The organism is Rahnella sp. GSA61A (genome assembly GCF_019969905.1).
GTDB classification, from domain to species: domain Bacteria; phylum Pseudomonadota; class Gammaproteobacteria; order Enterobacterales; family Enterobacteriaceae; genus Rahnella; species Rahnella aceris.
Genome location: NZ_JAHXYO010000002.1, coordinates 342,967 through 366,043, shown reverse-complemented (window position 1 = coordinate 366,043; position 23,077 = coordinate 342,967). Strand labels below are relative to the sequence as shown.

At 54.0% G+C, this 23,077-nt stretch carries 23 protein-coding genes and 1 pseudogene; 17 read left to right on the top strand and 7 right to left on the bottom strand.

The annotated features are described in order from the left end of the window. The first annotated feature begins 18 nt into the window (after positions 1-18). From LC431_RS03820 to LC431_RS03790, 7 genes are all read left to right on the top strand, one after another. Positions 19-1,080 carry a putative FMN-dependent luciferase-like monooxygenase gene (locus tag LC431_RS03820; protein ID WP_112151631.1) on the top strand — a complete coding sequence of 354 codons (1,062 nt, stop codon included), beginning with the start codon at positions 19-21 and terminating at the stop codon, positions 1,078-1,080. Continuing rightward, a complete protein-coding gene (locus tag LC431_RS03815) occupies positions 1,077-2,186 on the top strand; it encodes an alkylhydroperoxidase domain protein (RefSeq protein WP_223509290.1) in 1,110 nt (369 codons plus the stop codon). The genes LC431_RS03820 and LC431_RS03815 overlap by 4 nt, the downstream gene beginning before the upstream one ends. Then, positions 2,179-3,039, top strand: coding sequence for a VOC family protein (locus LC431_RS03810; RefSeq protein WP_013576320.1), 861 nt, complete (start codon positions 2,179-2,181; stop codon positions 3,037-3,039). Before LC431_RS03815 ends, LC431_RS03810 begins: the two co-directional genes overlap by 8 nt. A 287-nt stretch (positions 3,040-3,326) precedes the next feature. Then, positions 3,327-4,001 carry a hypothetical protein gene (locus LC431_RS03805; RefSeq protein WP_223509288.1) on the top strand — a complete coding sequence of 225 codons (675 nt, stop codon included), beginning with the start codon at positions 3,327-3,329 and terminating at the stop codon, positions 3,999-4,001. 15 nt (positions 4,002-4,016) lie between these two features. Continuing rightward, positions 4,017-5,450, top strand: a complete 1,434-nt coding sequence (locus tag LC431_RS03800; RefSeq protein ID WP_223509286.1) for a PAAR domain-containing protein — start codon at positions 4,017-4,019, stop codon at positions 5,448-5,450. A 1,003-nt stretch (positions 5,451-6,453) separates the two neighbouring features. Next, a complete protein-coding gene (locus tag LC431_RS03795; RefSeq protein WP_112198698.1) occupies positions 6,454-7,935 on the top strand; it encodes a sugar ABC transporter ATP-binding protein in 1,482 nt (493 codons plus the stop codon). 11 nt (positions 7,936-7,946) lie between these two features. Further along, entirely contained in the window at positions 7,947-8,942 is a 996-nt protein-coding gene (locus tag LC431_RS03790; RefSeq protein WP_015690214.1) for an ABC transporter permease, read from the top strand. 609 nt (positions 8,943-9,551) lie between these two features. On the opposite strand, the gene LC431_RS03785 is transcribed toward LC431_RS03790, so the two are convergent. Beyond that, positions 9,552-10,088, bottom strand: coding sequence for a GNAT family N-acetyltransferase (locus LC431_RS03785; RefSeq protein WP_112198505.1), 537 nt, complete (start codon positions 10,086-10,088; stop codon positions 9,552-9,554). 27 nt (positions 10,089-10,115) lie between these two features. Next, positions 10,116-10,685, bottom strand: coding sequence for a helix-turn-helix domain-containing protein (locus tag LC431_RS03780; RefSeq protein ID WP_013576324.1), 570 nt, complete (start codon positions 10,683-10,685; stop codon positions 10,116-10,118). Between the two features lie 179 nt (positions 10,686-10,864). Here LC431_RS03780 and LC431_RS03775 point away from each other — a divergent pair, with 179 nt between their 5' ends. From LC431_RS03775 to LC431_RS03735, 9 genes are read left to right on the top strand one after another with little or no spacing between them, the layout of a single operon-like run. Then, entirely contained in the window at positions 10,865-11,725 is an 861-nt protein-coding gene (locus LC431_RS03775; protein WP_153374671.1) for a MerR family transcriptional regulator, read from the top strand. Beyond that, positions 11,715-12,170: a nuclear transport factor 2 family protein gene (locus LC431_RS03770; protein ID WP_223509285.1), complete on the top strand. Its 456-nt coding sequence runs from the start codon at positions 11,715-11,717 to the stop codon at positions 12,168-12,170. The genes LC431_RS03775 and LC431_RS03770 overlap by 11 nt, the downstream gene beginning before the upstream one ends. Next, positions 12,170-12,886 carry an SDR family NAD(P)-dependent oxidoreductase gene (locus LC431_RS03765; protein ID WP_131638084.1) on the top strand — a complete coding sequence of 239 codons (717 nt, stop codon included), beginning with the start codon at positions 12,170-12,172 and terminating at the stop codon, positions 12,884-12,886. Before LC431_RS03770 ends, LC431_RS03765 begins: the two co-directional genes overlap by 1 nt. 1 nt (position 12,887) lies before the next feature. Then, entirely contained in the window at positions 12,888-14,246 is a 1,359-nt protein-coding gene (locus LC431_RS03760; RefSeq protein ID WP_223509284.1) for an NAD(P)/FAD-dependent oxidoreductase, read from the top strand. Then, positions 14,243-14,959: a DUF1365 domain-containing protein gene (locus LC431_RS03755; RefSeq protein ID WP_121020052.1), complete on the top strand. Its 717-nt coding sequence runs from the start codon at positions 14,243-14,245 to the stop codon at positions 14,957-14,959. The genes LC431_RS03760 and LC431_RS03755 overlap by 4 nt, the downstream gene beginning before the upstream one ends. Positions 14,960-14,961: 2 nt before the next feature. Continuing rightward, a complete protein-coding gene (locus LC431_RS03750; RefSeq protein ID WP_013576330.1) occupies positions 14,962-16,194 on the top strand; it encodes a cyclopropane-fatty-acyl-phospholipid synthase family protein in 1,233 nt (410 codons plus the stop codon). Beyond that, positions 16,191-16,691, top strand: a complete 501-nt coding sequence (locus LC431_RS03745; protein ID WP_013576331.1) for a DUF2878 domain-containing protein — start codon at positions 16,191-16,193, stop codon at positions 16,689-16,691. Before LC431_RS03750 ends, LC431_RS03745 begins: the two co-directional genes overlap by 4 nt. Beyond that, the gene (locus tag LC431_RS03740; RefSeq protein ID WP_134705848.1) at positions 16,691-17,218 is read left to right on the top strand and encodes a hypothetical protein; all 528 of its coding nucleotides are present in this window, start codon (positions 16,691-16,693) and stop codon (positions 17,216-17,218) included. Before LC431_RS03745 ends, LC431_RS03740 begins: the two co-directional genes overlap by 1 nt. 20 nt (positions 17,219-17,238) lie before the next feature. After that, the gene (locus LC431_RS03735; protein WP_223509283.1) at positions 17,239-17,775 is read left to right on the top strand and encodes a DUF3833 domain-containing protein; all 537 of its coding nucleotides are present in this window, start codon (positions 17,239-17,241) and stop codon (positions 17,773-17,775) included. 81 nt (positions 17,776-17,856) lie between these two features. On the opposite strand, the gene yedA is transcribed toward LC431_RS03735, so the two are convergent. Continuing rightward, positions 17,857-18,774, bottom strand: coding sequence for a drug/metabolite exporter YedA (gene yedA / locus LC431_RS03730; RefSeq protein ID WP_013576334.1), 918 nt, complete (start codon positions 18,772-18,774; stop codon positions 17,857-17,859). 225 nt (positions 18,775-18,999) lie between these two features. On the opposite strand from yedA, the pseudogene LC431_RS26380 reads away from it, so the two are divergent. Continuing rightward, positions 19,000-19,101: pseudogene (locus LC431_RS26380) on the top strand (hypothetical protein); the annotation flags it as partial. A 63-nt stretch (positions 19,102-19,164) separates the two neighbouring features. Here the strand turns inward: LC431_RS26380 and LC431_RS03720 are convergent. The 4 genes from LC431_RS03720 to LC431_RS03705 all read right to left on the bottom strand — a co-directional run bounded on the left by LC431_RS03720 (position 19,165) and on the right by LC431_RS03705 (position 23,030). Further along, positions 19,165-19,923 carry an ABC transporter permease gene (locus LC431_RS03720; protein ID WP_037037199.1) on the bottom strand — a complete coding sequence of 253 codons (759 nt, stop codon included), beginning with the start codon at positions 19,921-19,923 and terminating at the stop codon, positions 19,165-19,167. Further along, complete coding sequence (locus LC431_RS03715) at positions 19,920-20,864, bottom strand: ABC transporter ATP-binding protein (RefSeq protein WP_126125046.1); 945 nt, start codon at positions 20,862-20,864, stop codon at positions 19,920-19,922. Before LC431_RS03715 ends, LC431_RS03720 begins: the two co-directional genes overlap by 4 nt. After that, positions 20,861-22,030, bottom strand: a complete 1,170-nt coding sequence (locus LC431_RS03710) for an ABC transporter permease (protein ID WP_112151643.1) — start codon at positions 22,028-22,030, stop codon at positions 20,861-20,863. Before LC431_RS03710 ends, LC431_RS03715 begins: the two co-directional genes overlap by 4 nt. A 61-nt stretch (positions 22,031-22,091) precedes the next feature. Continuing rightward, the gene (locus LC431_RS03705; protein ID WP_126125047.1) at positions 22,092-23,030 is read right to left on the bottom strand and encodes an ABC transporter substrate-binding protein; all 939 of its coding nucleotides are present in this window, start codon (positions 23,028-23,030) and stop codon (positions 22,092-22,094) included. Between the last annotated feature and the right edge of the window lie 47 nt (positions 23,031-23,077).

Here is a 23,077-nt window from a genome sequence, read left to right as displayed (position 1 = left end):
TGAAACAAGAGGGACATTATGAGCAGTAAACGTCTTGGATTTTTCACCCGCCTGCTGGACAACACCAGTGCGCAGGAACGTTACCGGCTGGCGACCGAGCAAATCATTCATGCCGAACGGTTAGGTTTTGATTCCGCGTGGGTCGCGCAGCACCATTTTCATGAAGCCGAGGGCGGCCTGCCTGCGCCACTGGTTTTTCTTGCGCAGGTCGCGGCGCATACCCGCTTTATCCGTCTCGGCACCGGCGTAATCACCCTGCCGATGGAAAACGCATTGCGCGTTGCCGAAGACACTGCCGTGCTGGATTTACTCTCCGGCGGGCGGCTTGAGGTTGGTTTAGGCTCGGGCGGCACACCGTCATCCTTCCCGCCGTTCGGGCTGGAAAGTCACGAACGCGGTACGGCATTTGGCAATAATCTGCAAACCCTGCTCACCGCCTGGCGCGGCGAACCGCTGGCGGGCACCGATAACCGCTTATATCCGGCGGCGCCGCAACTGGCGAACCGCGTCTGGCAGGCGACTTTCTCGGTGGACGGCGGCGCACGTGCCGGTAAATCCGGCGACGGGCTGATGCTCTCGCGCACCCAACCACGTCCGGCGGACGCGCCGGATTTGCGTCTCGATGAGCTGCAAAACCCGATCATTGATGCCTATCTGGATACGCTGCCCGACGGCGTAGCGCCGCGCATCATGGGTTCGCGTACCGCATTCGTCACCGAAAATGGCGACGAAGCGCGTGAGCTGGCGCAAAAAGGCTTACGCCGTCAGGCCGAAAATCACCGTGCCAGCGGACAGACGGTGCAAGGCGACACGCTGGATGATTACATCCGCGCCTTCGACGTGCATCTCGGCACGCCAGCGCAGGTGACCGCAACGTTGCAGGCCGATACCGCGCTGGCCCGCGTCACCGATCTGGCGTTTCAGGTGCATTCCATCGATCCGCCGCATCCGTATATTTTACGTTCCATCGAACTGATTGCCCGTCACGTTGCGCCCGCGCTCGGCTGGGTTCGCCGCACACCGCAGCGCAGTGTTTCCACCTCTTCTGCCGATTCCTCATTCTCAAGGGAAGCCCTATGACTACCTATTCGACCGACCTGCTGGAAAAACTGGCCGATATTGCCCCGGATTCCGCATTGAAACAGGCTCGCGATACCCGCGACGCCGCCACCCGTCACGCACAGGGCAGCTATGACGCGCTGTTTACCGAACAGGATGGCGTGGATTTCTCACTGGCTGAGCGCCTGCGGCTGGCGCAAAACGTCGCGCGCTGGCACGGCGATTCGCAGCTGACTAACCACTATTCCGAGCGTTTGCAGGATTTGCCGGATATCGACGAAACCGCGCGCCTCGACGCGGCACTGACCCACGGTGAACGTCTGAGCTTCAAACCCGCCAGCGCGACGCCGGCGCATTTGCAGGCACTGAAAAAAGCCGGCTGGTCGGTGGATGCCATTGTCACACTGTCGCAACTGATCGCTTTCGTCAGTTTCCAGAGCCGTGTGCTGCGCAGCTACCGGTTGATTGGCGGCAAGCCGGTAGAGAACGGCAGCAATAAGCAGGTCGGTGCCGCGTTCTGGCGCACCGAACCCAATACCCACAGCGGCCGCGATGCACCGCAGGCCTTTACCCAGGAAGAACTGGGCTGGGAGCCGTGGATCCCGGCAAAAAAACTGGAAGAATTTGATGAAGCCCAGCAGGCTATTCTGGCGAAATTCGGCCATACCGATTCTGACTATTTCCGCCTGTTAGGTCGTAATTTACCGGTACTCGAACAGCGCACGCTGACCGACAAAGGGATTTTCTATACCTCCGGCGGGTTGCCGCGCAAAGAGCGCGAACTGGCGGCGACGGTTGCCAGCAAAATTAACGGCTGTATTTATTGCGCCTCGGTGCATTCGCGCAAAGCCAGCCAGCTTTCCAAACAGACGGAAGATGTCCAGCGTCTGATCGACACCCCGCCGGGCGGCATTCTCAGCAAAGAACAATCTCCGCGCTGGCAGGCTGAAATTGATTTCGCCGCCGCGCTTTCCGCTACCCCACCGGTCGCCACTGAGCAGCACATTGCGGCGCTGCGCGAGCAAGGTTTAAGTGAGCTGGAGATTGTCGATCTGGCGCAGTCTGCGACGTTCTTCGCCTGGGCAAACCGTCTGATGTTAACGCTGGGAGAACCGTTTAATGACTGAAGCACAACATTCGCAGCCCCTTCGCCCGCAGCTTGATCACGTGGTGATCAACGTCGCCGAACAACTGGATCAGGCCGGGCAGCAGTTCCGCCGTCTGGGGTTTCATCTCACGCCGCGCGGGCATCACTCGCTGGGATCCAGCAATCATCTGGCGATTTTCGGCGAAAACTATCTTGAACTGCTCGGCTATGAGCCGGGCAACGCTCACACCCGCAAAGACCTGTGGCAGGCACCGCTTGGCCTGACCGGTCTGGTGTGGAAAACGCAGAATTCATCGGCGGTATACGAACATCTGCAACAGCAAGATATTGCCGGTTCCGCACCGGCGGAGTTCTTCCGCCCCGTCGGGCTCAACGACGGCACTTCACCGAATGCGCGATTCCGCACCGTACCGCTGGCCGCCAGCCGCGTACCGAATGGCCGCAGTTTCTTTTGTCATCATCTGACGCCGGAACTGGTGTGGCGCAACGAATGGCAACACCACCCGAACGGTGTTGCCGATATCACCGGTTTCGTGATTTCTGCGGCAAATCCGCAGGAAGCCGCTCAGGTGTATGGCGAATTGTTTGGTGTCAGTGCGCTGGAGTTCAAACCGCAGGAAGTCGTGCTGCGCGCAGGCCGCGCCACCGTCCGGTTTATCACACCGGAGCAAGCCGCCGCCGAATTCGGCATTGTGCCGGAAGGCGAGAACGGCAGCGCCCGCATGGTCGGACTGGAATTCGCCACGCGGTCGCTGGAGGCAGTACGGAATAGTTTACGGGTCGGGGAAATACCTTTCAGGGATGACGTTAACCGTGTGTCTGTCCGGGCAGCGGACGGGCTTGGGGTGGCGCTTGGATTCAGCGAGGAATGATCTGCTTTTCTCCTCCCCCTGCGAAGGAGGAGGATAGCCTACACATCATATTGAATATCAAGGATATTAATTTTCTATTATGAATTTATATCCTGTTTTATATCCAGCAAATAAATCTTATACAAACTAATTTCTGTTTTGAAGAAAAGAGCACAAATAGTTCAAGCGTTATTCGAAACTACAATTCACAGGATAAATCTTACTCATTGAATTTATTGAAATTTGGCATTATTTCCACATAAAGTATAGGTGTATATTATCGTTTTATCCACAGAACGGTAATCATTATGCCTCACACGACAAAACGTCTCTATTTCTATGCTCCCGGTGATCATTTCCATCTTGCCCCTCTTGATATGTTTGTTGTGGCAAAAAAATCAGTCAGAGAAAACGGCATTCACTGGCTGGAACCCGTCTGGTCAACAGGCCCAACTCCCGATAAAAATGGTTTGTTGTTATTCACTTCTAAACTGGATGCTTTGATATATACCTTCATATTAAATAAAGGGGCAAACGAGGATTGGAATGTTTACCCTTTCAATGATGTCAGCGTGACTGAAATGATGATTGATGTAGCTCCACTGACAGAGACATATTCAATATATATTGCATTCGGTTTCAGCGTAGATAGCAAAGAGTCTCTTATATTTACCAGCGGTAGTTTACGAACCAGAAGTTTTATGCAAGGTCTCAAAATAGAAAAAGAAAGCTCTTCTTTATCTCCAATTACGCTGAAATTTGAAAACACACTTTTTCAACAAATAAATGATTACTGGAAAGATTATTACGCTGATTATTGTGAGGAAATAAAAAAACAAAACGCATTAGACAGTGCACATTTAATGCAAGTTGCCCATACTGCCATTGATAAAATTGAAAGATCTAAAAATGAGAAAATAAACGATTTTGATTGTATTTCGCATTACTCAATTAACAAAGAAAAATGGATCACTTCATACTGAAAAGGATAAACAAGTATGGCAATGCTCGGATATTTTATTCGTCTTGGTGATAAGACATCATGCGGCGGAAAAGTAGTAAGTGCAACAAGTCGTATTATACATCACGGACTAAATTTAGCTCGTGTAGGAGATAAAGTGACATGCGGTGAAAACGAAGGTGAATTTAATCTGTTTGGTGGAATACAAAACTACACTTGCGATGGTATTCCTTGTATTGGCACACTTGAAAGTTTCGCCGGTTGCCCATGTCGATCTAGATTATTCGCAAGTGAATTTTCATCCAGTTACTATCCTGAACCGCCGAAAATGGCGTCACAGAAAACCACTGTCAATGAACCTGAGCAACACGCACAGGCGGCAAAGAAACAGATGGTTACTGAAACTAAACCAGAATCGGCACCAGCTTCCCCTCTAAAAGAGGATAAACCACCACGCGAACCGGTGGATGCTGGATTCTGTATTGTCGATTTACCTGCGAATGTAAAAGATTTTGGTGACTATTTATTTTATAACCCTGTAGCAGGTGCAAGAGAATTATACGATACACTCAACGGCAGCGGGCCAATCAAACCAGCGTCTATTCTTTTATTAGTAGACCCTGATAAACAAGATCCAAAACAAATCGAAACTTTGAAGAAAGCAAAAGCAAAAGTTGATACTGCATTAAGTGATTTGACTATGGAGGAAGCCAGTTTTTTACATAAACATAAAGATACGATTGATATATTTATGGCTGTCGGAAATAAAGGGTTTGGAGTGGCATCTGAAATAGGCCAAAAATACTTTGAAGAAATAGAAAATATATTAGCAGACATAGAAAAAACTTATCAGAACGCTTTTAGAACGAGCGGTGCATTAATCGGTCAACAATTTTACGTACAAAGAGCAATTCAATTTAAAAAGTTAAATTTGATATTGAATAGTTTTATGAAAGACAAATTAGGTATGGCTCAGTACAATGATTTAAGAAAAGCATTAGGGCTTTCAAGTAGAAGTATTATGCACCAATGGACTCAAACAGGTATCGGCAGCATTGAAGGATACGCAACATATATTGAGAAATCTGCTAAACTTATAAAAGCCATGAAGAAACTTGGGTGCATCGGGATAGCTTTTGATTTCGGTAGTACAACTAACAAAGTCTATGATGCTTGCACCATCGGCAGAGAAGCAGATTGTACTAAGACCGCTTTCACAGAATATGGTGCTCTTACTGGTTCTGTGGGAATGTCCGCTGCTATTGGCCCGGCTGTTGGTGGACTCTCTACAACTGTTTGTATGTTTGCATTGGGATTAGTAACCGCAGAAGTTGGGGGATCTGGAGCACTTTTATGTACCGCAGTCGGTGTTACAGGGGCGATAGCTGCCGGTGAATTTGCGGGTTCACTAGGTGGCGAGTTGGGGGGGAGTATAGGCAAAGGAATATATGAGGTTATATATAGTGAATGAGTATTTACGCAATGTTGTATTAGTTTCACTCTTTATTAATTGCGTGCTTTATCTTTTGATTACATATAGAAACGAAAAGATGTATATAGGTATTTGTGAAATGTTTCGTGCTGTCAGTCACACTACAAATGATGACTATTGTTTTAAATATTTCAACTTTAACATTACCTTTTATTATGTACCAACTAAGAAAATAATATATGTATATCTCCCATTGATTTTTAAGAAAAACATCTCGACTAACAAGTCAGTTTCGGATGAATGGTATATCTTTATCAATACATTGCCATACTCTAAAAAAGCATGGCTATATTGTGAAATATTTTTACTTAAATTGTCTGGAATCTTGATGGCGCTACTTTTCGTATTATGGATGTTATGATAAAAAAAAAGGTGCGGAATATTCCCGCACCTTTTTTTTTCTGCCTGTTCGGCAGTGAACTACAATTACAATCAACTATTCGTAAAATTATGCTACATATTTCTAAGCTGCCTGTTCGGCAGTGGTAAAAACTAGCTTACGTAATTTTCTAAATCGCCAAGCGCAGCAAGCCCGAAAATCCCTTTAGCCCATGAATAACAATCAGATAGCACCATACTAAAAACCCAGAAAGGAGAATAGAAAGAAGATCAACAGAGGAGAAAAAAGTTCAAAAAAATCCCCGGCATTCATGCCGGGGATTTGTGTATAAGAGACAGCCCTGCGAAGGGGGAGGCCGGGAGGGGGTTTTAAGTATTAACGCAAATGCCTGTCCGGTAACTTAACCCGCTGATTTGTCTTTAATACCCCACCCCAACCCTCCCCTTCGCAGGGGAGGGAGTCGATCGAGTTTCCGCTGAAGACTTTAGATCTTTTCGCTCTTAGTTATCACTTTTATTTTGTTGCTTAAATTCCCTGATATGTTAAAACTCTGCTACTGCGAGTCTTAGACGGCTAAACGTCTAAATCCCCAACCGTCTATTTAATAAGGCCCAACGCCCAGTGACTTCCTCCCTCCTTAAGATGCGTAATATCTCGATTTCATTTGCCGGTTTTCCTGCCCTGCGCCAGGTGGATTTCACGCTGGAAGGCGGATCCGTCCATGCATTAGTCGGCGCAAACGGCGCGGGGAAATCGACGCTGATGGCGGTGCTTTCCGGCACGCATGACCATTACACCGGGCAGATCACTATCGACGGCGAAGCGGTAAATATCCGCCTGCCGCATCATGCCCGCGAGCACGGTATTCATCTGGTGCAGCAGGAAGTGGACGTCGCGCTGGTGCCGACGCTGAACGTTGCGGAAAACATCATGCTCGACCGCCTTTCCGAACCGGGCCATCTGCATAACTGGCCGCAACTTTATCGTCAGGCGCAACTGCTGACTGAGCAACTCGGGCTGAACATCAGCCTGCGGGCGCGGATCGAAAGCTGCACGCTGGCCGAGAAACAACTGATTTTGCTGGCGCGGGCGTTATCGCATAAATGCCGTTTTCTGATCCTTGATGAACCGACCGCCCCGCTGGATCAGGCGGAAAGTGCACGCCTGTTCGCGCTGGTCCGCAAGCTGAAAGCCGCCGGAATGGCGATCGTATTTATCTCGCACCGCATTCATGAACTGCGCGATATCTGCGACCGTATGACGGTGCTGCGTGACGGGCGTCTGGTCAGCGATGACAGCATGGACGGCCTGAGCAACGAGCACATTATCGAGAAAATGATCGGCCATCAGCTCGACGATATCTATCCGCCGCGCCGTCCGCCGCACAGCGGTGAAACGCTGCTAAGCATTCACGGGATGCACGATAAAGACAAACTGCGCGATATCTCGCTGCGACTGCATCGTGGCGAAATTCTCGGCATCGCCGGGCTGGCGGGAGCCGGAAAAACGGAACTGTGCAAAGCGTTGTTTGGCGCAACGCCGAGTCAGGTAGAAAGCGGTGAGCTGAATGGCAAACCGTGGAAGCCGAAGGAGCCGCACCTTTCTGTCGAACAGGGGCTGGCGTTAGTACCGGAAGAACGGCGCAAGGAAGGGATTTTCATTGACGAAAATATCCCGATGAACCTGAGTGTGACCGCTGATGACACCTTTTCGCGCTGGAGTATTTTCAACGCGCGCCAGTCGCTGTCATGGGCAAAAGACATTATCAGCCGCTTAGGCATTCGCGCTTCCGGGCCGATGCAGAAGCTGGCCCGGCTTTCCGGCGGCAACCAGCAAAAGGTCGCCATCGGGAAATGGCTGCGCAGTGAGAGTCAGGTGTTGATCTTCGACGAACCGACCAAAGGCGTGGACATCAAGGCCAAAACGGACGTGTTCAGGCTGATCGACGGCCTGGCGCAACAGGGAAAAGGCATTATTTATGCTTCCGGTGAGTTCGCCGAACTGGTCGGTTTATGCGACCGCATTCTGGTGTTATGGGACGGCCGTATCGTCGCCGAACTGAACGCCGCAGACGTCGACGAAGAAACCTTATTAGTCTATTCAACCGGAGGAATACCCGCGTGAACAAAGCCGTGGTGAGTAAAGAAAACGTGCCCGATGCCCGCCAGCCGTGGCGTCATCAGCTGTTCGAATTTTTATATAAATGGGGCATGTTGCTGACCGTGGTGTTGCTGATCGCCGCTTTTGGTCTGGCGTCAGATAACTTCCTCGAACCGTCGAACATCATCAATATCTTGCGTTCGATTGCCATCGTGACGGTGATTGCCATCGGCGTGTCGATTTCCCTGGCGGTCGGCGGCTTCGATTTATCGGTCGGCTCAACGGCATCGCTTGCCAATGCGCTGGTGATTTCGATGTTCGTCTGGCACGGTTTTGGCACGACCGAAGCGATACTTATCACGCTGGCGTTGTGTACGCTGGTCGGCCTGTTCAACGCCTTTCTGATCGTCATCCTGAAAATTCCTGACATGCTGGCAACGCTCGCCAGTCTGTTTGTGATTCAGGGCGCAGCGATGACTTACAGCTACGGCGGTTCCATCACTGAAAACATGTTATTGCCGAGCGGCGACATGGCCGAAGGCACGGTCCCTGCGGTGTTCAGCCTGCTCGGTCAGGTGCCGGTGATTGTGATCGTGATGGCCGTCGTGACCATTGCGGTGCAACTGTTTATGTCGCTGACCAAGCATGGCCGCCGCATGTACGCCATCGGCGGAAATCCGCTGGCCGCACGTCTGGCGGGGATCCGCACCGCGCGCTACCGCGTGATTGCTTATGTGATGTCATCCGTGCTTGCCGGTGCAGGCGGGATTTTGCTGGCTTCACGCATCGGTTCTTCGCAGGTGAATGCCGGTGGCGGCTATCTGATGGATGCCGTTGCCGCCGCTTATATCGGTTTCTCGCTGGCCGGTTCCGGTAAGCCTAATGCGCTCGGCACACTGCTTGGCGCGGTGATTTTAGGCGTGCTGTCGAACGGGCTGGTGATGTTGTCGGTGCCGTATTATGCGATGGATATCATCAAAGGGTTAGTGCTGGCAGTGGCGTTAGCGCTGACGTATATCCAGAAGAGATAGCGGAGGCCGCTGCTATATTTCGGCCTCTTTAAGGTCAACACCGTGGGCTCGCCGCCCACACTGGCCCAAAGGGTTTTAAACGAAACCCTTTGGAATCCTGCGTTTTTTTAACTGCGCGCTTCGCTCGCTGGCTATGTTTCAGAAACCACAGCGACAGGCTGGAAATCTTGCCGCTGCGCGGTACCTTCTCTCGGTCTTCGAGCCATAGGTCTCGAAGCCGCTCCGTTCAGCAAGATTTCTGAATCGCCCGCGGGATCTTAAATTCAAGGGCAGACAGTTTAAGATTTCAACATCAGTCAGGTTGTGAATTAAGAGCCTGAGGCCGGTTCCAAAATACCGCCGGACGAGAGGTGGAAAACCGCGCATGTTTTTGCGCGGGTTGTAACCCGATGGGAGGGAACCGCGCAGCGGCGGGATTTTGCGGCTATCACTGCGGCTGATGAAACATAGTCAGCGAGCGGAGCGCGCAGTGAAAGAGCCCGGGGGGTCTTGGGGGGCGGCGGCGATAAGCCGTCCCCCAAGTCGGTGTGGGCCGACGCCCACGACCTTGAATTTGAAGTTGAAGTTGAAGTTGAAGTTAAAACCGCCCCTGATTCGGTCAAAATCAGATCACACCAGCACCTTATACATCACACTCGTCGACTCCAGCATTCCCCCCGTCGACATCGCATAATGCGGAATCGTCCCGCTCAGGGTGAAACCCTGATTTTCATACAATGTCTGTGCCGGACTGCCGGTGACGGTATCCAGCACCAGCAAGGTTTTGCCCTCTTCCCGCGCCAGCGCTTCAACCGCCGTCATCAGTTTACGCGCGATACCCTTGCGGCGGCCATCGGGGTGAACCATCAGTTTAACCACGTCACCGCGGTGCGCACCGTTGGCGGGCTGATCGACCACCAGTTGCACCGTGCCGATGATTTTGCCTGCCATGCGCGCCACCAGCAGGCGTTTTTCGCCACGCTCAAAAGCCGGTAACAGCTTTTGCCAGAACGCCTGCGCCTGCACAAAACCGAAAGGCAAAATAAAACCGATGCTGGCACCCAACGCCACGGACTGCATCAGGGTTTCGGCCAGCGCATCCAGATCGATTTGCGACAATACGCCGCCCTGCACTTCACTGATCACCACTTCATTGCTGTTTTGCATCATGTTAAACCTTACTCAGTCAGACATTTAAGGACGTGAAATGACGATGGCGTAGCGGGCATCTGCCGGGCCGGGTACGTAGAAAGAAGTCCTGCCGTGAAGATGAAAACGCAGGCAGTCGCCCGGTTCCAGCCGGTAACTGCGGCCATCGAGCACAAATTCCAGTACACCTTCAAGCATCCAGATATGCTGTTCGAGTCCCTCTACCGGCGGTGCGTCGTAAGTAATGCTGGCGCCAGCTTTCAGCACACCTGAAATCAACTCAGCACGAAAACCCGGTGCTGGTGCGGAAACGGAACGACGCTCGAAGCCGGTTTCCCGGTCATGCCACACCGGTTGTTGCGATGCGCGGATAAGCTCCGGGGGGTTATCTTCCAGCGCCATCAGCAAACGGGAAGTGGTCAGCCCGTAAGCCGCACTCAGTTTGCCCAGCAACGAGGCCGTCGGGCTGGTCTCTGCCCGCTCCACGCGTGAAAGTGTCGCGCGGCTTATGCCGGTCATCTGCGCCAGTTGTTCAAGTGACCAGCCCTGGCTGACGCGTAATTCAGCCAGCCGTTCCGCCAGACGGAGATCGTGATTGTCCTGCCCTTCTCCCATTTTCTTACCCTGTCGTAAAATCTCAATACAGGGAAAATATCTCTTATATGAGAATGTCGCAAGTTAAAAAAGTGTAACCAAAAGGATTTTCCAAGTTGTACAGAAATAATAAAGTTGTACAACTTTACGATGTGGCGCTAGAGTTAGCTTATAAGTGGTATGAATATTTGGATGGAAATATGTCTCTGTACAGCATCGGTGAAGTCGCCCGAATTTGTGGTATCAACCCGGTCACGTTGCGTGCCTGGCAGCGGCGTTATGGCCTGCTGAAGCCACAGCGCACAGAGGGTGGCCATCGTCTGTTTAATGATGATGATCTCGACACCATCCGCACCATTCTGGGCTGGATCAATCGCGGTATTCCGGTTGGTCAGGTGAAATCTTTGCTGGAAGGTAAAGTGGACGTGCTACCCGGTGGCTGGTCGCAGTCAGAACATCAGCTGCTGACCGCCTTACAGGATGGCCGCCCGCAAAAAGTTCGTCAGTTGATGCTGGAGTTCGGTCGTGAATACCCGGCGGTAACATTTGTGAATAACGTGCTTCGCCCCCTGCGTGAGCGCCTGAGTTCCGGCGATTCACGACTGCTGATGCTGCGCAGCCAGCTTGACGGTCTGATCATTGAACACGCGGTGATGTGCATGAACGCCGCCCGGAAGCGTCCCGGACCGGCTGCCACGCTGATCGGCTGGGGGAACACAGACAGCACCGAGTTGTGGCTTGAGGCCATTGTGCGGTGCGAAGAAGGTTTGCAGGTCGAAATATTGCCGGTTCCTCTCAGCGAGCCGTATCTGGAAAACCTGAGCGGCTCGCAAATTCTGTTGTGGTCCGAAGGCAAGCTGACGCAGGTTCAGCGCCAGCGGCTGCAGCACTGGATGGCGCAGGGTTTGTCGATCATCCTGCTGGGCAGCTCAGCTATCCTGCTCGGCGCAGAAGAAACAGACGCTAAGGAAGATGAGCTCAGCGCCTCCCCCGATGACGATGATCATCGCGCCAGTCTTCGTATTGAGCCTGCTCGCCGGGAGGGGAAAAATGATGCTTAAACATGCTTCTGAACACGCAACCCCGGCCGATGTTCTGGCACGGCTGTGCGAATTTTACCGTCACCTTGATACCAGCCGCCTGCCGCAGCTTTCCCTTATTTATCATCCGAATGTGGTGTTTATCGATCCGGTTTCACATTACGACGGCGTGGATGCGCTGGAACACTATTTTGCGCAGCTGCTTGAGAAAACGAATTACTGCCGCTTTGAGATCCAGCCTCCACTTATTCAGGGTGATGAAGTGTCGCTGTTCTGGCGGATGGAATTCTCACACCCGGCGTTGAAAAAAGGTCAGGCAATGTTTCTTGATGGCACAAGCCATCTGCGCCTGAATGAAAACCTTATTATCTATCAGCGCGATTATTACGATCTCGGTGCCATGTTGTACGAGCACATTCCGGTGCTCGGCGGTGTCGTGCGCGCCGTCAAAGCCAGGTTGAAATAATGGGGCGCGTACTGATTACCGGTGCCAGTTCTGGCATTGGCAAACAACTGGCACTGGATTATGCCAGCGGAGGCTGGGAGGTCATTGCCTGCGGGCGAGATGGCGCAAAGCTGACGGCCGTCGCCGCCACCAGCCCGCTGATCATCCCGCTGTGTTTTGATATCACCGATTTACAGGCTACCCGTGAAGCATTGCAGGGCAGGCAGGCCGATTTAGTGATTCTTTGCGCGGGCACCTGCGAATATCTCGACAACGGCGTCGTCGATGCCGAAAAAGTCATGCGGGTGATGCACACCAATTTTTCCGGTCCGGTCAATTGCCTCGACGCCCTGCTCCCCGGCTTAGCGCCCGGCAGCCGGATAGCGCTGGTGGGTTCCGTCGCCTGGCTGCTGCCGTTTTCACGCAGTGAAGCCTATGGGGCATCCAAAGCCGCGCTGGCATTTTTTGCCCGCTCTCTGGCGGTTGATCTGGCGAAACGTCAGATTCACATTTCGCTGATTCAGCCGGGTTTTGTCGAAACACCACTGACATCGCGCAATGACTTCCCGATGCCGATGATGGTGAGCGTCGCCCAGGCGTCGAAGCACATCCGAAAAAAACTGGCGCGCGGTGCGAGTGAAATCGCCTTCCCTCCGCTTTTTGCCCGTTTACTCAAGGTGCTCTCCTTGCTGCCCGTCAGTTTGCAACAATGGTTATGCCGGAAAATGGTGAAATAAAATGACAACAAAAGTGGCGATTGTAGGCAGCGGAATTTCAGGGCTGAGCTGTGCCTGGCTGCTGACAAAAAGTCAGCCCGGCTGTGAGATTACCGTCTTTGAAGCGTCTGAAACCTTAGGCGGACATACTGCCACGCAGGATGTAATTTCCGACGGAAAAGAATACGCCATCGATACCGGTTTTATTGTCTATAACTCCCGGACATACCCGCATTTTATTGCCCTGCTCAAAGAACTGGGCATTGAAGGACAGCCGACGGAAATGAGTTTTTCCGTACGCAATCCGGTTAATAAACTCGAATACAACGGCCACTCGCTGAACAGCCTGTTTGCCCAGCGCCGCAACCTGCTCAAACCGCAATTCTGGCGCTTTATTCTCGAGATCCTGCGGTTTAACAAACTGTGCAAGGCGCGCCTGCTGAATCCGCACAATGACGAAGATACGCTGGCTGACTTGCTCGATCAAAACGGTTTCACCCCGTTTTTCGCCCTGCATTATGTGCTGCCGATGGGGGCGGCCATCTGGTCTTCTTCGCTGAGCGATATGGCGAATTTCCCCCTGTCGATGTTCCTGCGCTTTTTCGATAATCACGGATTACTGGACGTCAGCAACCGCCCGCAATGGATGGTGGTCCCCGGCGGTTCACGGGAATATATCCGCCGGATGCAGGAAAAACTGCCGGCCCGCGTCAGGCTGCTGACCAGCGCACCGGTCAGTAAAGTCGTCCGCACACCCTGCGGTGTGACGCTGCATTCCCCGCATGGCGAGGCGCATTTTGATCAGATTATTTTCGCCTGCCATTCCGATCAGGTGCTGACCATTCTGGGTGACAACGCCACTGCTGATGAGCAAAGCATTCTCACTGCCCTGCCTTATCAGAGCAACGACGTCATTTTGCATACCGATACCCACCTGCTGCCTCGCGAAAAACGCGCCTGGGCGAGCTGGAATTATCAGTTGCCGAACGCGCTGAATCTGGCGGACCACGCGGATATACGCGACAGCAATCCTTCGCAACGCCGCCGCGCCAGCGTGACCTATAACATGAATATTTTGCAGGGGCTGAATACGCCGCAGACATTTTGCGTGTCACTCAATCCGCTGACGCCGATTGATGAAAACAAAGTCCTGTTCCGCACCACGTATATGCACCCGGTTCTCAATCTGGCCAGCCGCCACGCACAGCAGGAACGCCACCGGATCAACGGCCACAACCGCACCTGGTTCTGCGGTGCGTACTGGTACAACGGCTTTCACGAAGACGGTGTCAACAGTGCGCGTGACGTGGTGGAACAACTCAATCTGCAACTTTTCAGTGCGCAGCAACAGAATGAGCAGGAAAAACGGGAGGCGTCATGAACAGCCAGTTGTATGTCGGCACGGTGCGCCATCGGCGGTTTACGCCGGTTGAACACCGATTCGACTACGATATTTTCATGCCGCTGATTGACCTTGATGAACTGGACCAGTTACCTGCACAAGGTATCCAGCTCGACCGGTTTTCCGCCGCCAGTTTTCGCCGCAAAGATTATCTCGGCGGCGGTGATATCAAAACCAAAGCGCAGGCGAGAATCGAAGCGCTGACCGGCGAACGCCCGGACGGGCGGGTGATGTTGTTATGTCAGTTGTGTTATTTCGGCTGTTATTTCAATCCGGTGAATTTTTACTATCTTTATGATCAGCATGGTGTTTTGCGCTGGATGCTGGCCGAGGTGCGCAATACCCCCTGGAACGAACGTCACACCTACGCCGTTCTGCCTGACGGTTCACAACCGGTGCCGAAAGCCTTTCATGTGTCGCCCTTTAATCCGATGGACATGGTCTATCACTGGCGGCTGACACCCCCTGGAAAGCAGTTACACATCACTATCGAAAATTACCGTAAAGAACGGGAATTCGATGCCGCCCTTTCACTGACAGCCCGTCCGCTGACCCGCGCGGCGCTGCGTCAGCAATTGTGGCGGCTGCCTGTCATGACCGCTAAAACCGCACTGACTATCTACTGGCAGGCACTGAAACTGTGGCTGAAACGGGCGCCCATTTATTCTCATCCTCCCGTTGATAAGGACTGACCATGAGCCAACCTGAAATGCAACTCGCCCGTGAAGGGACGAATAACAGGCGCAGCAAAGCGGCGCGCGCGCTCATCCTTAGCGTCCTGAAGCAGCTCAAAGGCGCGGGCCTGACGCTGCGTGAACCCGGTGAGCAGGCGATATTTTTTGGCGATCCGACGGCTATCTTGCAGGGTGAAATTGACATTCTGCATCAGCGCGCTTACCGGCGTGTCTTACTGGGCGGCAGCGTCGCAGCGGGTGAGAGTTTTATTGATGGCGACTGGACCACGCCTAATCTGACCGTCGTGCTGCAACTGCTGGCCGAGAACCTGAAGCTGGTCGATAAAATCGAGGCACGCCTCAGCTGGCTCAGCACACCGGCCAAAAAAGTCATTCATTTTTTCCGCCGCAACAGTCCGTCGCAGGCGCGTAAAAATATCTCGGCGCATTACGATCTGGGCAACGATTTTTATCAGGGTTTTCTCGATGAGAAGATGCTGTATTCCTCGGCCTGGTATCAGGAGCCGCAGATGACGCTGGAACAGGCGCAGGAAGCCAAAATGCGCCGCCTGTGTGAACAGCTGCAATTAAAAGCGGGCGATCATCTGCTGGAAATCGGCACCGGCTGGGGCGCGATGGCCGAATTTGCCGCGCGCGAATACGGCTGTCAGGTCACCACCACCACCATTTCCCGCGAGCAATATCGCTTTGCCTGTGAGCGGATTGAAAAAGCCGGGCTGAGTGACCGCGTGACGGTGCTGTTCGAAGACTATCGTTCGCTGCAGGGGCAGTTCGACAAACTGGTGTCGATAGAGATGATCGAAGCAGTCGGCAAACGCTATCTCTCCACCTTTTTCAAACGCTGCAATGCGCTGCTCAAACCGCACGGGCGTATGGCAATTCAGGCAATCACCATCGCCGACCAGCGTTATGCCGCCTACAGCCGTAACGTCGATTTTATTCAGTGCTACGTTTTTCCCGGCGGTTTTCTGCCCTCAATTACCGCCATGAATGACACCATGACCCGCTGCACCAGTCTGGTGGTGCGTGATCTGTTCGATATCGGTTCCGATTACGCCCGCACCCTTCATGAATGGCGTGAGCGGGTGCAGCGCTACTGGAATGCACAGACTGACGGCGTGCAGGACGAATATTTCCGCCGTCTGTGGCTGTTTTATCTGTGCTACTGCGAGGCAGGTTTTCGTGCACGCACCATCAGCACCGTGCAGTTGGTCGCCGAGCGACGCGGATGAAAACCTTGCGCTTCTGGCTGCTGACACTGGGTTTTGATGCCTGGTGGACGCTGGCCGTCTGGGGGCGCGGACGGTTTATCCTCTTCCTGCTTTTAAGCAGTTTTCTGATGCTGGCGTTTACACCATCAAAACGCCGGTTGTGGGTCGCCACTGCCTGTACGCTGGGCATCATGATGGACTCGCTGTGGTGCATTTTGGGTCTGTTTGAATTTAGCGATTCTTCCGCCGTACCGCCGTGGATGATGGCGTTATGGCTGGGCTTCAGCGCCTGGTGGCTGTGGTTACTCGGCTATTTACGGCTGACATGGTACTGGCTGATGCCTGTCGGCGCGGTCAGCGGCCCGCTGGCCTATTACCTCGGCATGCAGCTCGGTGCCATGCAACTTCTCGCCGCACCGGTTTATGTCTGGCTTCTGCTGGCGGCGGGCTGGGCGATATTCTTACCACTGATCAGCCTGCCGGTGCTGCTCAGCCATGACACAGAGCGGAAAACCTGATGATACGCGCATTTCTGGCCGTACTTTCGCTGATGATTTCTTTCTCTGCCTTTGCCGCCACGCCGTGGAACCAATGGCAACAGGTCGGGCGTGCCACGCTGAGCTGGGGGCCTTTTGAGGTTTATCATTCGCAACTGCTGACGCCCGACGGTAAGTATCAGGCCGGAAAATGGCCGCAGGCGCTGAAGATTGAGTATCTGCGCAGTATTGATCATCAGGAACTGACCAAAGCAACAGAAGAACAATGGCAGGCACTGGGATTGCTGGCACAGGCACAGAAAAATGGCTGGCTGGAGGCGGTACAAAACACCTGGCCGGATGTCAGCAACGGCAGCGAAATCATGTTTGTCGCCACTGAAAATGGCGGCCAGTTTTACAGCCAGCCCGCAAACAGCGTGCTGAGCACACCGGTCGGTCAGCCTTTCAGCCCGGCATTCCGCGATGCCTTTCTGGCGATCTGGCTCTCGCCCGCCACGCAATATCCTGATTTACGCAGCAAGCTGACCGGCGCATCCGCGTCCGATTAATGGCATCTTATGGAGGTTTTATGACTGTTCTGCGCAAGATTTTTGTCACGCTGATCGTCGGCGGAATGCTGTTACTCACCGGCTGTAAAGCCAATATTCAGGATTACGCACAAGCGCAACCGAAGCTGGATATTTTCACCTGGTTTGCCGGTGACAGCGTGGCCTACGGCATGGTGCAGGATTACAGCAACAAACAGACCCGGCGCTTCACCGTGAAAATCCGCGGTGATGTGGCGGGCGATACGCTGACGTTGCATGAAGACTTTGTGTATGACGACGGCGAGAAACAGACCCGCGTCTGGCGGATCCGCAAACTGGCAGACGGCAGCTATACCGGCACGGCGGGCGACATTATCGGCACCGCCACCGGGCAATCCGCAGGCAATGCCTTTAACTGGAAATACGTGATGGACGTAAAATCAGGCGGCAGCACCTACCGGCTGACGTTCGATGACTGGATTTATCAGCAGGACGCACAGCACTTGTTTAACGTCACCGCGCTGAAAAAATTCGGCGTGGAAGTGGCGCGGGTGACGATTTTCTTTGAGAAAAAATAGGCTTAACCCGGTCTGATCCCTCCCCTGCGAAGGGGAGGAGCAAAACAAAATCAGCTGTCACATTTGCGAAAAGGAAGCGGTTTAAACCTTCACTTCTTTAATCACCGTCTTCTTACGCCCGAACACCAATTTCCCCAGCGTCACCAGCAGCACCGCGCAGAGGATCACGCCCAACGCCACCCATTCGACCGGAGACAAGGATTCACCGGCGAAGCCGATGCCGAGCAACACCGCCACAATCGGGTTCACATAGGCATAACTGGTGGCCACGGCGGGACGCACAGTTTTCAGCAGAAACATATAGGCGCTGATGGCAATCATCGAGCCAAATACCACCAGATAACCGAGCGCCAGAAAACCGCTCAGCGAAGGCGTCGCGGTCATGTGTTCCCCGGTGACACGACTTGCCACCAGCAACACCACACCGGCGATAATCATTTCCGCCGCACCCGCCATCAGGCCGGTTGGCAGCGGCAAGCGAGAACTCCACACCGAACCGAATGCCCAGCTTAGTGAGGCGAGCAGGATCAGCGCCGCGCCCCACGGGTTCCCTTCCAGATTACTGCCGGTATTAAGCAGCACAATCCCGAACAGGCCGATGGCGACACCGGTCCATTCCAGGCGGCTGTTGGGCATTCCCCACAGGCGGCTGAAACACAGGGTAAACAGCGGCACGGTGGCGACCATTACGGCGGCAATGCCCGACGGCACCTGCATATGTTCCGCCACCGTCACCAGCCCGTTACCGACAGAGAGCAGCAAAATACCTACGGCACCGGCGGCCATCCACTGCTTCAACGTCGGGACTTTATGCCCGCGCAGCAATAAAAACGTGAACAAAATACATCCGGCGACGAAGAAACGCAGCCCGGCCATCATCAGCGGCGGCCAGCTTTCCACGCCCACGCGGATCACGAAATAGGTCGAACCCCAGATAAAATACAGCGCAAACAGTGCAGCAATTAATGGCAGCAGGGAACGGGTGGCGGAACCAGTCATAGGAATAACTTATTAGCGTGATAATGAAGGCAAACAGTTAACGCTATTGCCCTGATTTCCGGCAAGGGAATCCGTGCGATCGCGTCAAAACGTTGCTAAAAAGTTTCTGTATATGACAAAAAATGCGCTGGCATCACCGTTAAAAGTAATCACAGCATGAATAGTCTGTTGCAGGGGTGAGGAAACGATTTATAATTCGCCGTTCAAAATCCTGAGGTACTGCACATGAATTCGCTAGGCAAAAAATTATTTATCGCGCTGTTTGGTCTGATGGCGATTGGCGCAATTGGTGGCGTGATGGTTGCCGGTTATGCGGTGGTGATTCAGGACGACGCGAAACCGGTCAGCGATAACGACGCCCCTTCCGTGGTGCCTGCGCCGCCGTCTGCGTCAACGAACTGATTCGTCCACTGACCGCTGCTGCCAGCGTTGTAACCCGTGGCTCCAGCGTTCAAACAGCATATCTACGCAAATCGCCAGCAACGCGACAATCACCGCACCCTGCAATACGTAGGCGGTATTAAAACCGCTCAGGCCGATGATAATCGGCGAGCCGAGGCTTAACGTGCCGACCGACGAGGCAATCGCCGCCGTCCCGATATTGATAATCACTGACGTGCGGATGCCGGAAATAATCACCGGTGCGGCCAGCGGAATTTCCACTTTCCGCAGCATCTGCCAGCGGCTCATCCCCACGCCCTGCGCAATCTCCCGCGCCGACGCCGGTACCGATTCAATCCCGGCAATCGTCCCCTGCAGGATCGGCAACAACCCGTAAAGCACCAGCGCAATAATCGCCGGTTTTTCACTGAATCCCATCACCGGCACCGCGACTGCCAGTACCGCAACCGGCGGAAACGTCTGTCCCATCGCCACCAGCGTTTCCACCAGTGAACGGAATTCTTTGCCCGCCGGACGTGTTACGCCCACCCCCGCCGCTACGCCGATAATCACCGCAATCAGGCTGGAAATGCCGACCAGCAACAGATGGGCTTCCACCAGCGCGGCAAAGCTTTCCTGCTGATACACCGGCCTGCTGAGTTCAGGGAACATCCAGTGGAACAGCCCGCCGAGCGAGGTCATACCGAAAATCAGCGCCAGCAATAAAGCGAATAACCAAATCAGAGGATCTGCAAATACCCGTTTCATGCGCTGCCCTCCGGTGCGGTCAGATCCGCAAAATGCAGCACGCCGAGCGGTTGCCCTTGTTCATCCACCACCGGTAACTGCTGAGCCTGCTGCGCGACAAATTTTGACAGCGCCTGACTGAGGCTCATGGTATCGGTCAGCGGTAACTGGTTGCCGGAATACGACTCGCCGCGCCGCATCAGCGAACCCACTTCGCGCAGCGACAACAAGCGGATCCCCATCTCGCTGCCACCGAAGAAATCACGCACAAACGGCGTTGCCGGTCGGGTCAGCAATTCCAGCGGCGTCCCCTGCTGCACCACTTGTCCGTCATTGAGCAGTACGATGCGGTCGGCCAGCGCCAGCGCTTCGTCGATGTCATGCGTCACCAGTACGATGGTGCGGTGAGTGATTTTATGGATGCGCGCCACTTCTTCCTGCAACGTCGCGCGGGTCACCGGATCGAGCGCGCCGAAAGGTTCATCCATCAGCAATACTTCCGGGTCAGAAGCCAGCGCCCGTGCCACACCGACGCGCTGCTGTTGTCCGCCGGAAAGCTGATGCGGATAACGATGACGGAACTGTTTCGGATCGAGATTGAGGAGTTCGAGCAGTTCAGTCACGCGGTCACGGATTTTCGCCTTCGGCCATTTCAGTAATTGCGGCACGGTGGCGATATTCTCCTCCACCGTCCAGTGCGGGAACAGGCCAATGGACTGGATCGCATAACCCATCCGGCGGCGCAGATCCTGCGCACGGAATTTTTCTATGGGTTCACCGGCAAATAAAATCTCCCCGCGATCGTGCTCCACCAGCCGGTTGATCATTTTGAGCGTGGTGGATTTCCCCGAACCGGAGGTGCCGATCAGCACCGTGAATTCGCCTTTGGCCATTTCCAGCGTGAGATCGCGCACGACCGCTTTTCCGGCAAAGTGTTTGCTAACCTGCTTGAAATGAATCATCTGCGTGTGGTTTCCAGAATTGAGACTGCAAATTTAAAGACGCTGTCGACAACAACGGCCATCAGCACCGCCGGGATCACCCCGAGCAAGACCAGATCCAGCGCACTGCTGAGCAGACCCTGGAACATGATGGCGCCCAGTCCGCCCGCGCCAATCAGCGCCGCAACCATCGCCATACCGACCGTTTGCACCGCAACAATGCGCACACCTGTCAGGATAACCGGCAAGGCAATCGGCATCTGCACGCGGAAAAACACCTGCGCACGGTTCATGCCCATGCCGCGGGCAGATTCGATCACCGATTCCGGCACCGACTCCAGCCCGGCAATCACCCCGCGCACCAGCGGCAACAGCGAATACAGCACCAGCGCGATAATCGCCGGTGCCAGCCCGATGCCACTGATGCCGTGTTCGGCCAGCCACGGCAGCGCTTTTGCCAGCCCCGCCAGCGGTGCGAGCAGCAGGCCAAACAACGCAATCGACGGCACGGTCTGAATAATATTCAGCACCGACAATACCGGCCCGCGCCAGCGGGGTTTACGGTGACACAGCAACCCGACCGGCAGACCGATCAGCACCGCAGGCACCAGCGTGCCAAACAAAATGCCAAGATGCTGCCACAGCGCATCGTTGAACACGTCGGAACGGTTGTCATATTCCTTAAGCAGCGAAAGTTCGGCAAGCTGACCGTACGCCAGCAGCAAAACCACCGGCACGACCATCTGCACGTTGAGCAAAATACGCAGGCTGTGATTACGGGTAAAACGGGAAATGGCGTCGGAGGCGATCAGCAGACAAAGCGCCGCACCTGCCCAGAAACCGCCGCCGAGCGAGGTGCGCGCGATACTGTCTTCATCGCCCCCCGCAAGTTGCACCGCGCTGTGACCGGCCAGCCAGACCAGCACGGCCAGCAGGATTTCCGCCAGCAGCATCACCAGCAAATGATGGCGGCCATAAAGGGTCAGAAAGGCACAGGCCAGCAGCAAAACGGCAGGCAACAGGAGTAATGCAGAATAGCCATGCAGCAGGCTCGCCAGTGAAATACCTTTACCGGATACCAGCCGGTTGGGCGCATGGCTGACAAAAGCCAGCCCGAAACCGGCCAGCAACAGCAGCAAAACCAGCGTCAGCAGGACGCGGTTTTTAACGGGTGAGTGATAAGTCAAAACATTACCTGATATCAGAGAGCACGACCCGAAGATCGTGCTCAGGGCGGTCACTGCCCGGTTATTTTTTAACGAAACCTTTTTCCTGCAAGTACTTCGCCGCCACCTTCTTCGCATCCTGACCATCAACCGCGATTTTCGCGTTCAGCCCCTGCAGCGTTTTGGTATCAAGCGAAGCAAACACCGGTTTGAGCAATTCAGGAATGTTCGGATGCGCTTTCAGCGCGGCCTCGCGGATGACAGGCGCAGGCGCGTAAATCGGCTGTACGCCTTTCGGATCTTCCAGCGTTTGCAGGCCGAGCGCCGCTACCGGGCCGTCAGTGCCGTAAGCCATTGCCGCATTGACGCCGGAAGTCTGCTCAGCGGCCGCTTTGATAGTCACCGCCGTATCACCGCCCGCCAGAGACAACAGTTGCGCCTGATTAAGCTTGAAGCCATAGGCATTCTCAAACGCCGGTAAGGCATCCGGACGCTCGATAAACTCGGCTGACGCCGCCAGTTTGAAATCGCCGCCGCTGCTGATGTATTTGCCCAAATCACCCAGCGATTTCAGGTTGTGCGCACTCGCGACGTCCTGACGTACCGCGATAGTCCAGGTGTTATTGGCCGGAGACGGATTCAGCCAGACAATTTTGTTCTGGTCGTAATCCAGCTTTTTGACTTTATCGAAACCGGCCTGCGCATTTTTCCACGCCGGGTCTTTATCGTCGGAGAAGAAGAACGCGCCGTTGCCGGTGTATTCCGGATAGATATCGATTTCACCGGAGGTGATTGCGCCACGCACCACTTTCGTCGTTCCCAGCTGCAATTTATTGGTAGTGTGAATACCGTTGGCTTCCAGCACCTGAATAATAATGTTACCGAGCAGCGACCCTTCGGTATCAATTTTTGAGCCGACACGCACGGCATCATCAGCGGCCTGTGCGCTGAAACTTAACACGGAAGCCAGCGCCAGTGCTGCCACTGAAAATCCCCGTACTCGCCCAGTTGTTACAGTCATGTTCTATCCTCTTATCGGGTTATGTTGGTTTTTGTCGCCCGGCGACT

What these genes read in the sequence shown, in the direction of transcription:
- LC431_RS03775 (WP_153374671.1), top strand. Translation starts at nt 10,865, where the DNA reads ATGTCTCTGTACAGCATCGGTGAAGTCGCCCGAATTTGTGGTATCAAC.
- LC431_RS03820 (WP_112151631.1), top strand. Translation starts at nt 19, where the DNA reads ATGAGCAGTAAACGTCTTGGATTTTTCACCCGCCTGCTGGACAACACC.
- LC431_RS03715 (WP_126125046.1), bottom strand. Translation starts at nt 20,864, where the DNA reads ATGATTCATTTCAAGCAGGTTAGCAAACACTTTGCCGGAAAAGCGGTC.
- LC431_RS03815 (WP_223509290.1), top strand. Translation starts at nt 1,077, where the DNA reads ATGACTACCTATTCGACCGACCTGCTGGAAAAACTGGCCGATATTGCC.
- LC431_RS03785 (WP_112198505.1), bottom strand. Translation starts at nt 10,088, where the DNA reads ATGCAAAACAGCAATGAAGTGGTGATCAGTGAAGTGCAGGGCGGCGTA.
- LC431_RS03795 (WP_112198698.1), top strand. Translation starts at nt 6,454, where the DNA reads ATGCGTAATATCTCGATTTCATTTGCCGGTTTTCCTGCCCTGCGCCAG.
- LC431_RS03755 (WP_121020052.1), top strand. Translation starts at nt 14,243, where the DNA reads ATGAACAGCCAGTTGTATGTCGGCACGGTGCGCCATCGGCGGTTTACG.
- LC431_RS03720 (WP_037037199.1), bottom strand. Translation starts at nt 19,923, where the DNA reads ATGAAACGGGTATTTGCAGATCCTCTGATTTGGTTATTCGCTTTATTG.
- LC431_RS03750 (WP_013576330.1), top strand. Translation starts at nt 14,962, where the DNA reads ATGAGCCAACCTGAAATGCAACTCGCCCGTGAAGGGACGAATAACAGG.
- LC431_RS03800 (WP_223509286.1), top strand. Translation starts at nt 4,017, where the DNA reads ATGGCAATGCTCGGATATTTTATTCGTCTTGGTGATAAGACATCATGC.
- LC431_RS03760 (WP_223509284.1), top strand. Translation starts at nt 12,888, where the DNA reads ATGACAACAAAAGTGGCGATTGTAGGCAGCGGAATTTCAGGGCTGAGC.
- LC431_RS03805 (WP_223509288.1), top strand. Translation starts at nt 3,327, where the DNA reads ATGCCTCACACGACAAAACGTCTCTATTTCTATGCTCCCGGTGATCAT.
- LC431_RS03765 (WP_131638084.1), top strand. Translation starts at nt 12,170, where the DNA reads ATGGGGCGCGTACTGATTACCGGTGCCAGTTCTGGCATTGGCAAACAA.
- LC431_RS03705 (WP_126125047.1), bottom strand. Translation starts at nt 23,030, where the DNA reads ATGACTGTAACAACTGGGCGAGTACGGGGATTTTCAGTGGCAGCACTG.
- LC431_RS03780 (WP_013576324.1), bottom strand. Translation starts at nt 10,685, where the DNA reads ATGGGAGAAGGGCAGGACAATCACGATCTCCGTCTGGCGGAACGGCTG.
- LC431_RS03740 (WP_134705848.1), top strand. Translation starts at nt 16,691, where the DNA reads ATGATACGCGCATTTCTGGCCGTACTTTCGCTGATGATTTCTTTCTCT.
- LC431_RS03745 (WP_013576331.1), top strand. Translation starts at nt 16,191, where the DNA reads ATGAAAACCTTGCGCTTCTGGCTGCTGACACTGGGTTTTGATGCCTGG.
- LC431_RS03810 (WP_013576320.1), top strand. Translation starts at nt 2,179, where the DNA reads ATGACTGAAGCACAACATTCGCAGCCCCTTCGCCCGCAGCTTGATCAC.
- LC431_RS03770 (WP_223509285.1), top strand. Translation starts at nt 11,715, where the DNA reads ATGATGCTTAAACATGCTTCTGAACACGCAACCCCGGCCGATGTTCTG.
- yedA (WP_013576334.1), bottom strand. Translation starts at nt 18,774, where the DNA reads ATGACTGGTTCCGCCACCCGTTCCCTGCTGCCATTAATTGCTGCACTG.
- LC431_RS03735 (WP_223509283.1), top strand. Translation starts at nt 17,239, where the DNA reads ATGACTGTTCTGCGCAAGATTTTTGTCACGCTGATCGTCGGCGGAATG.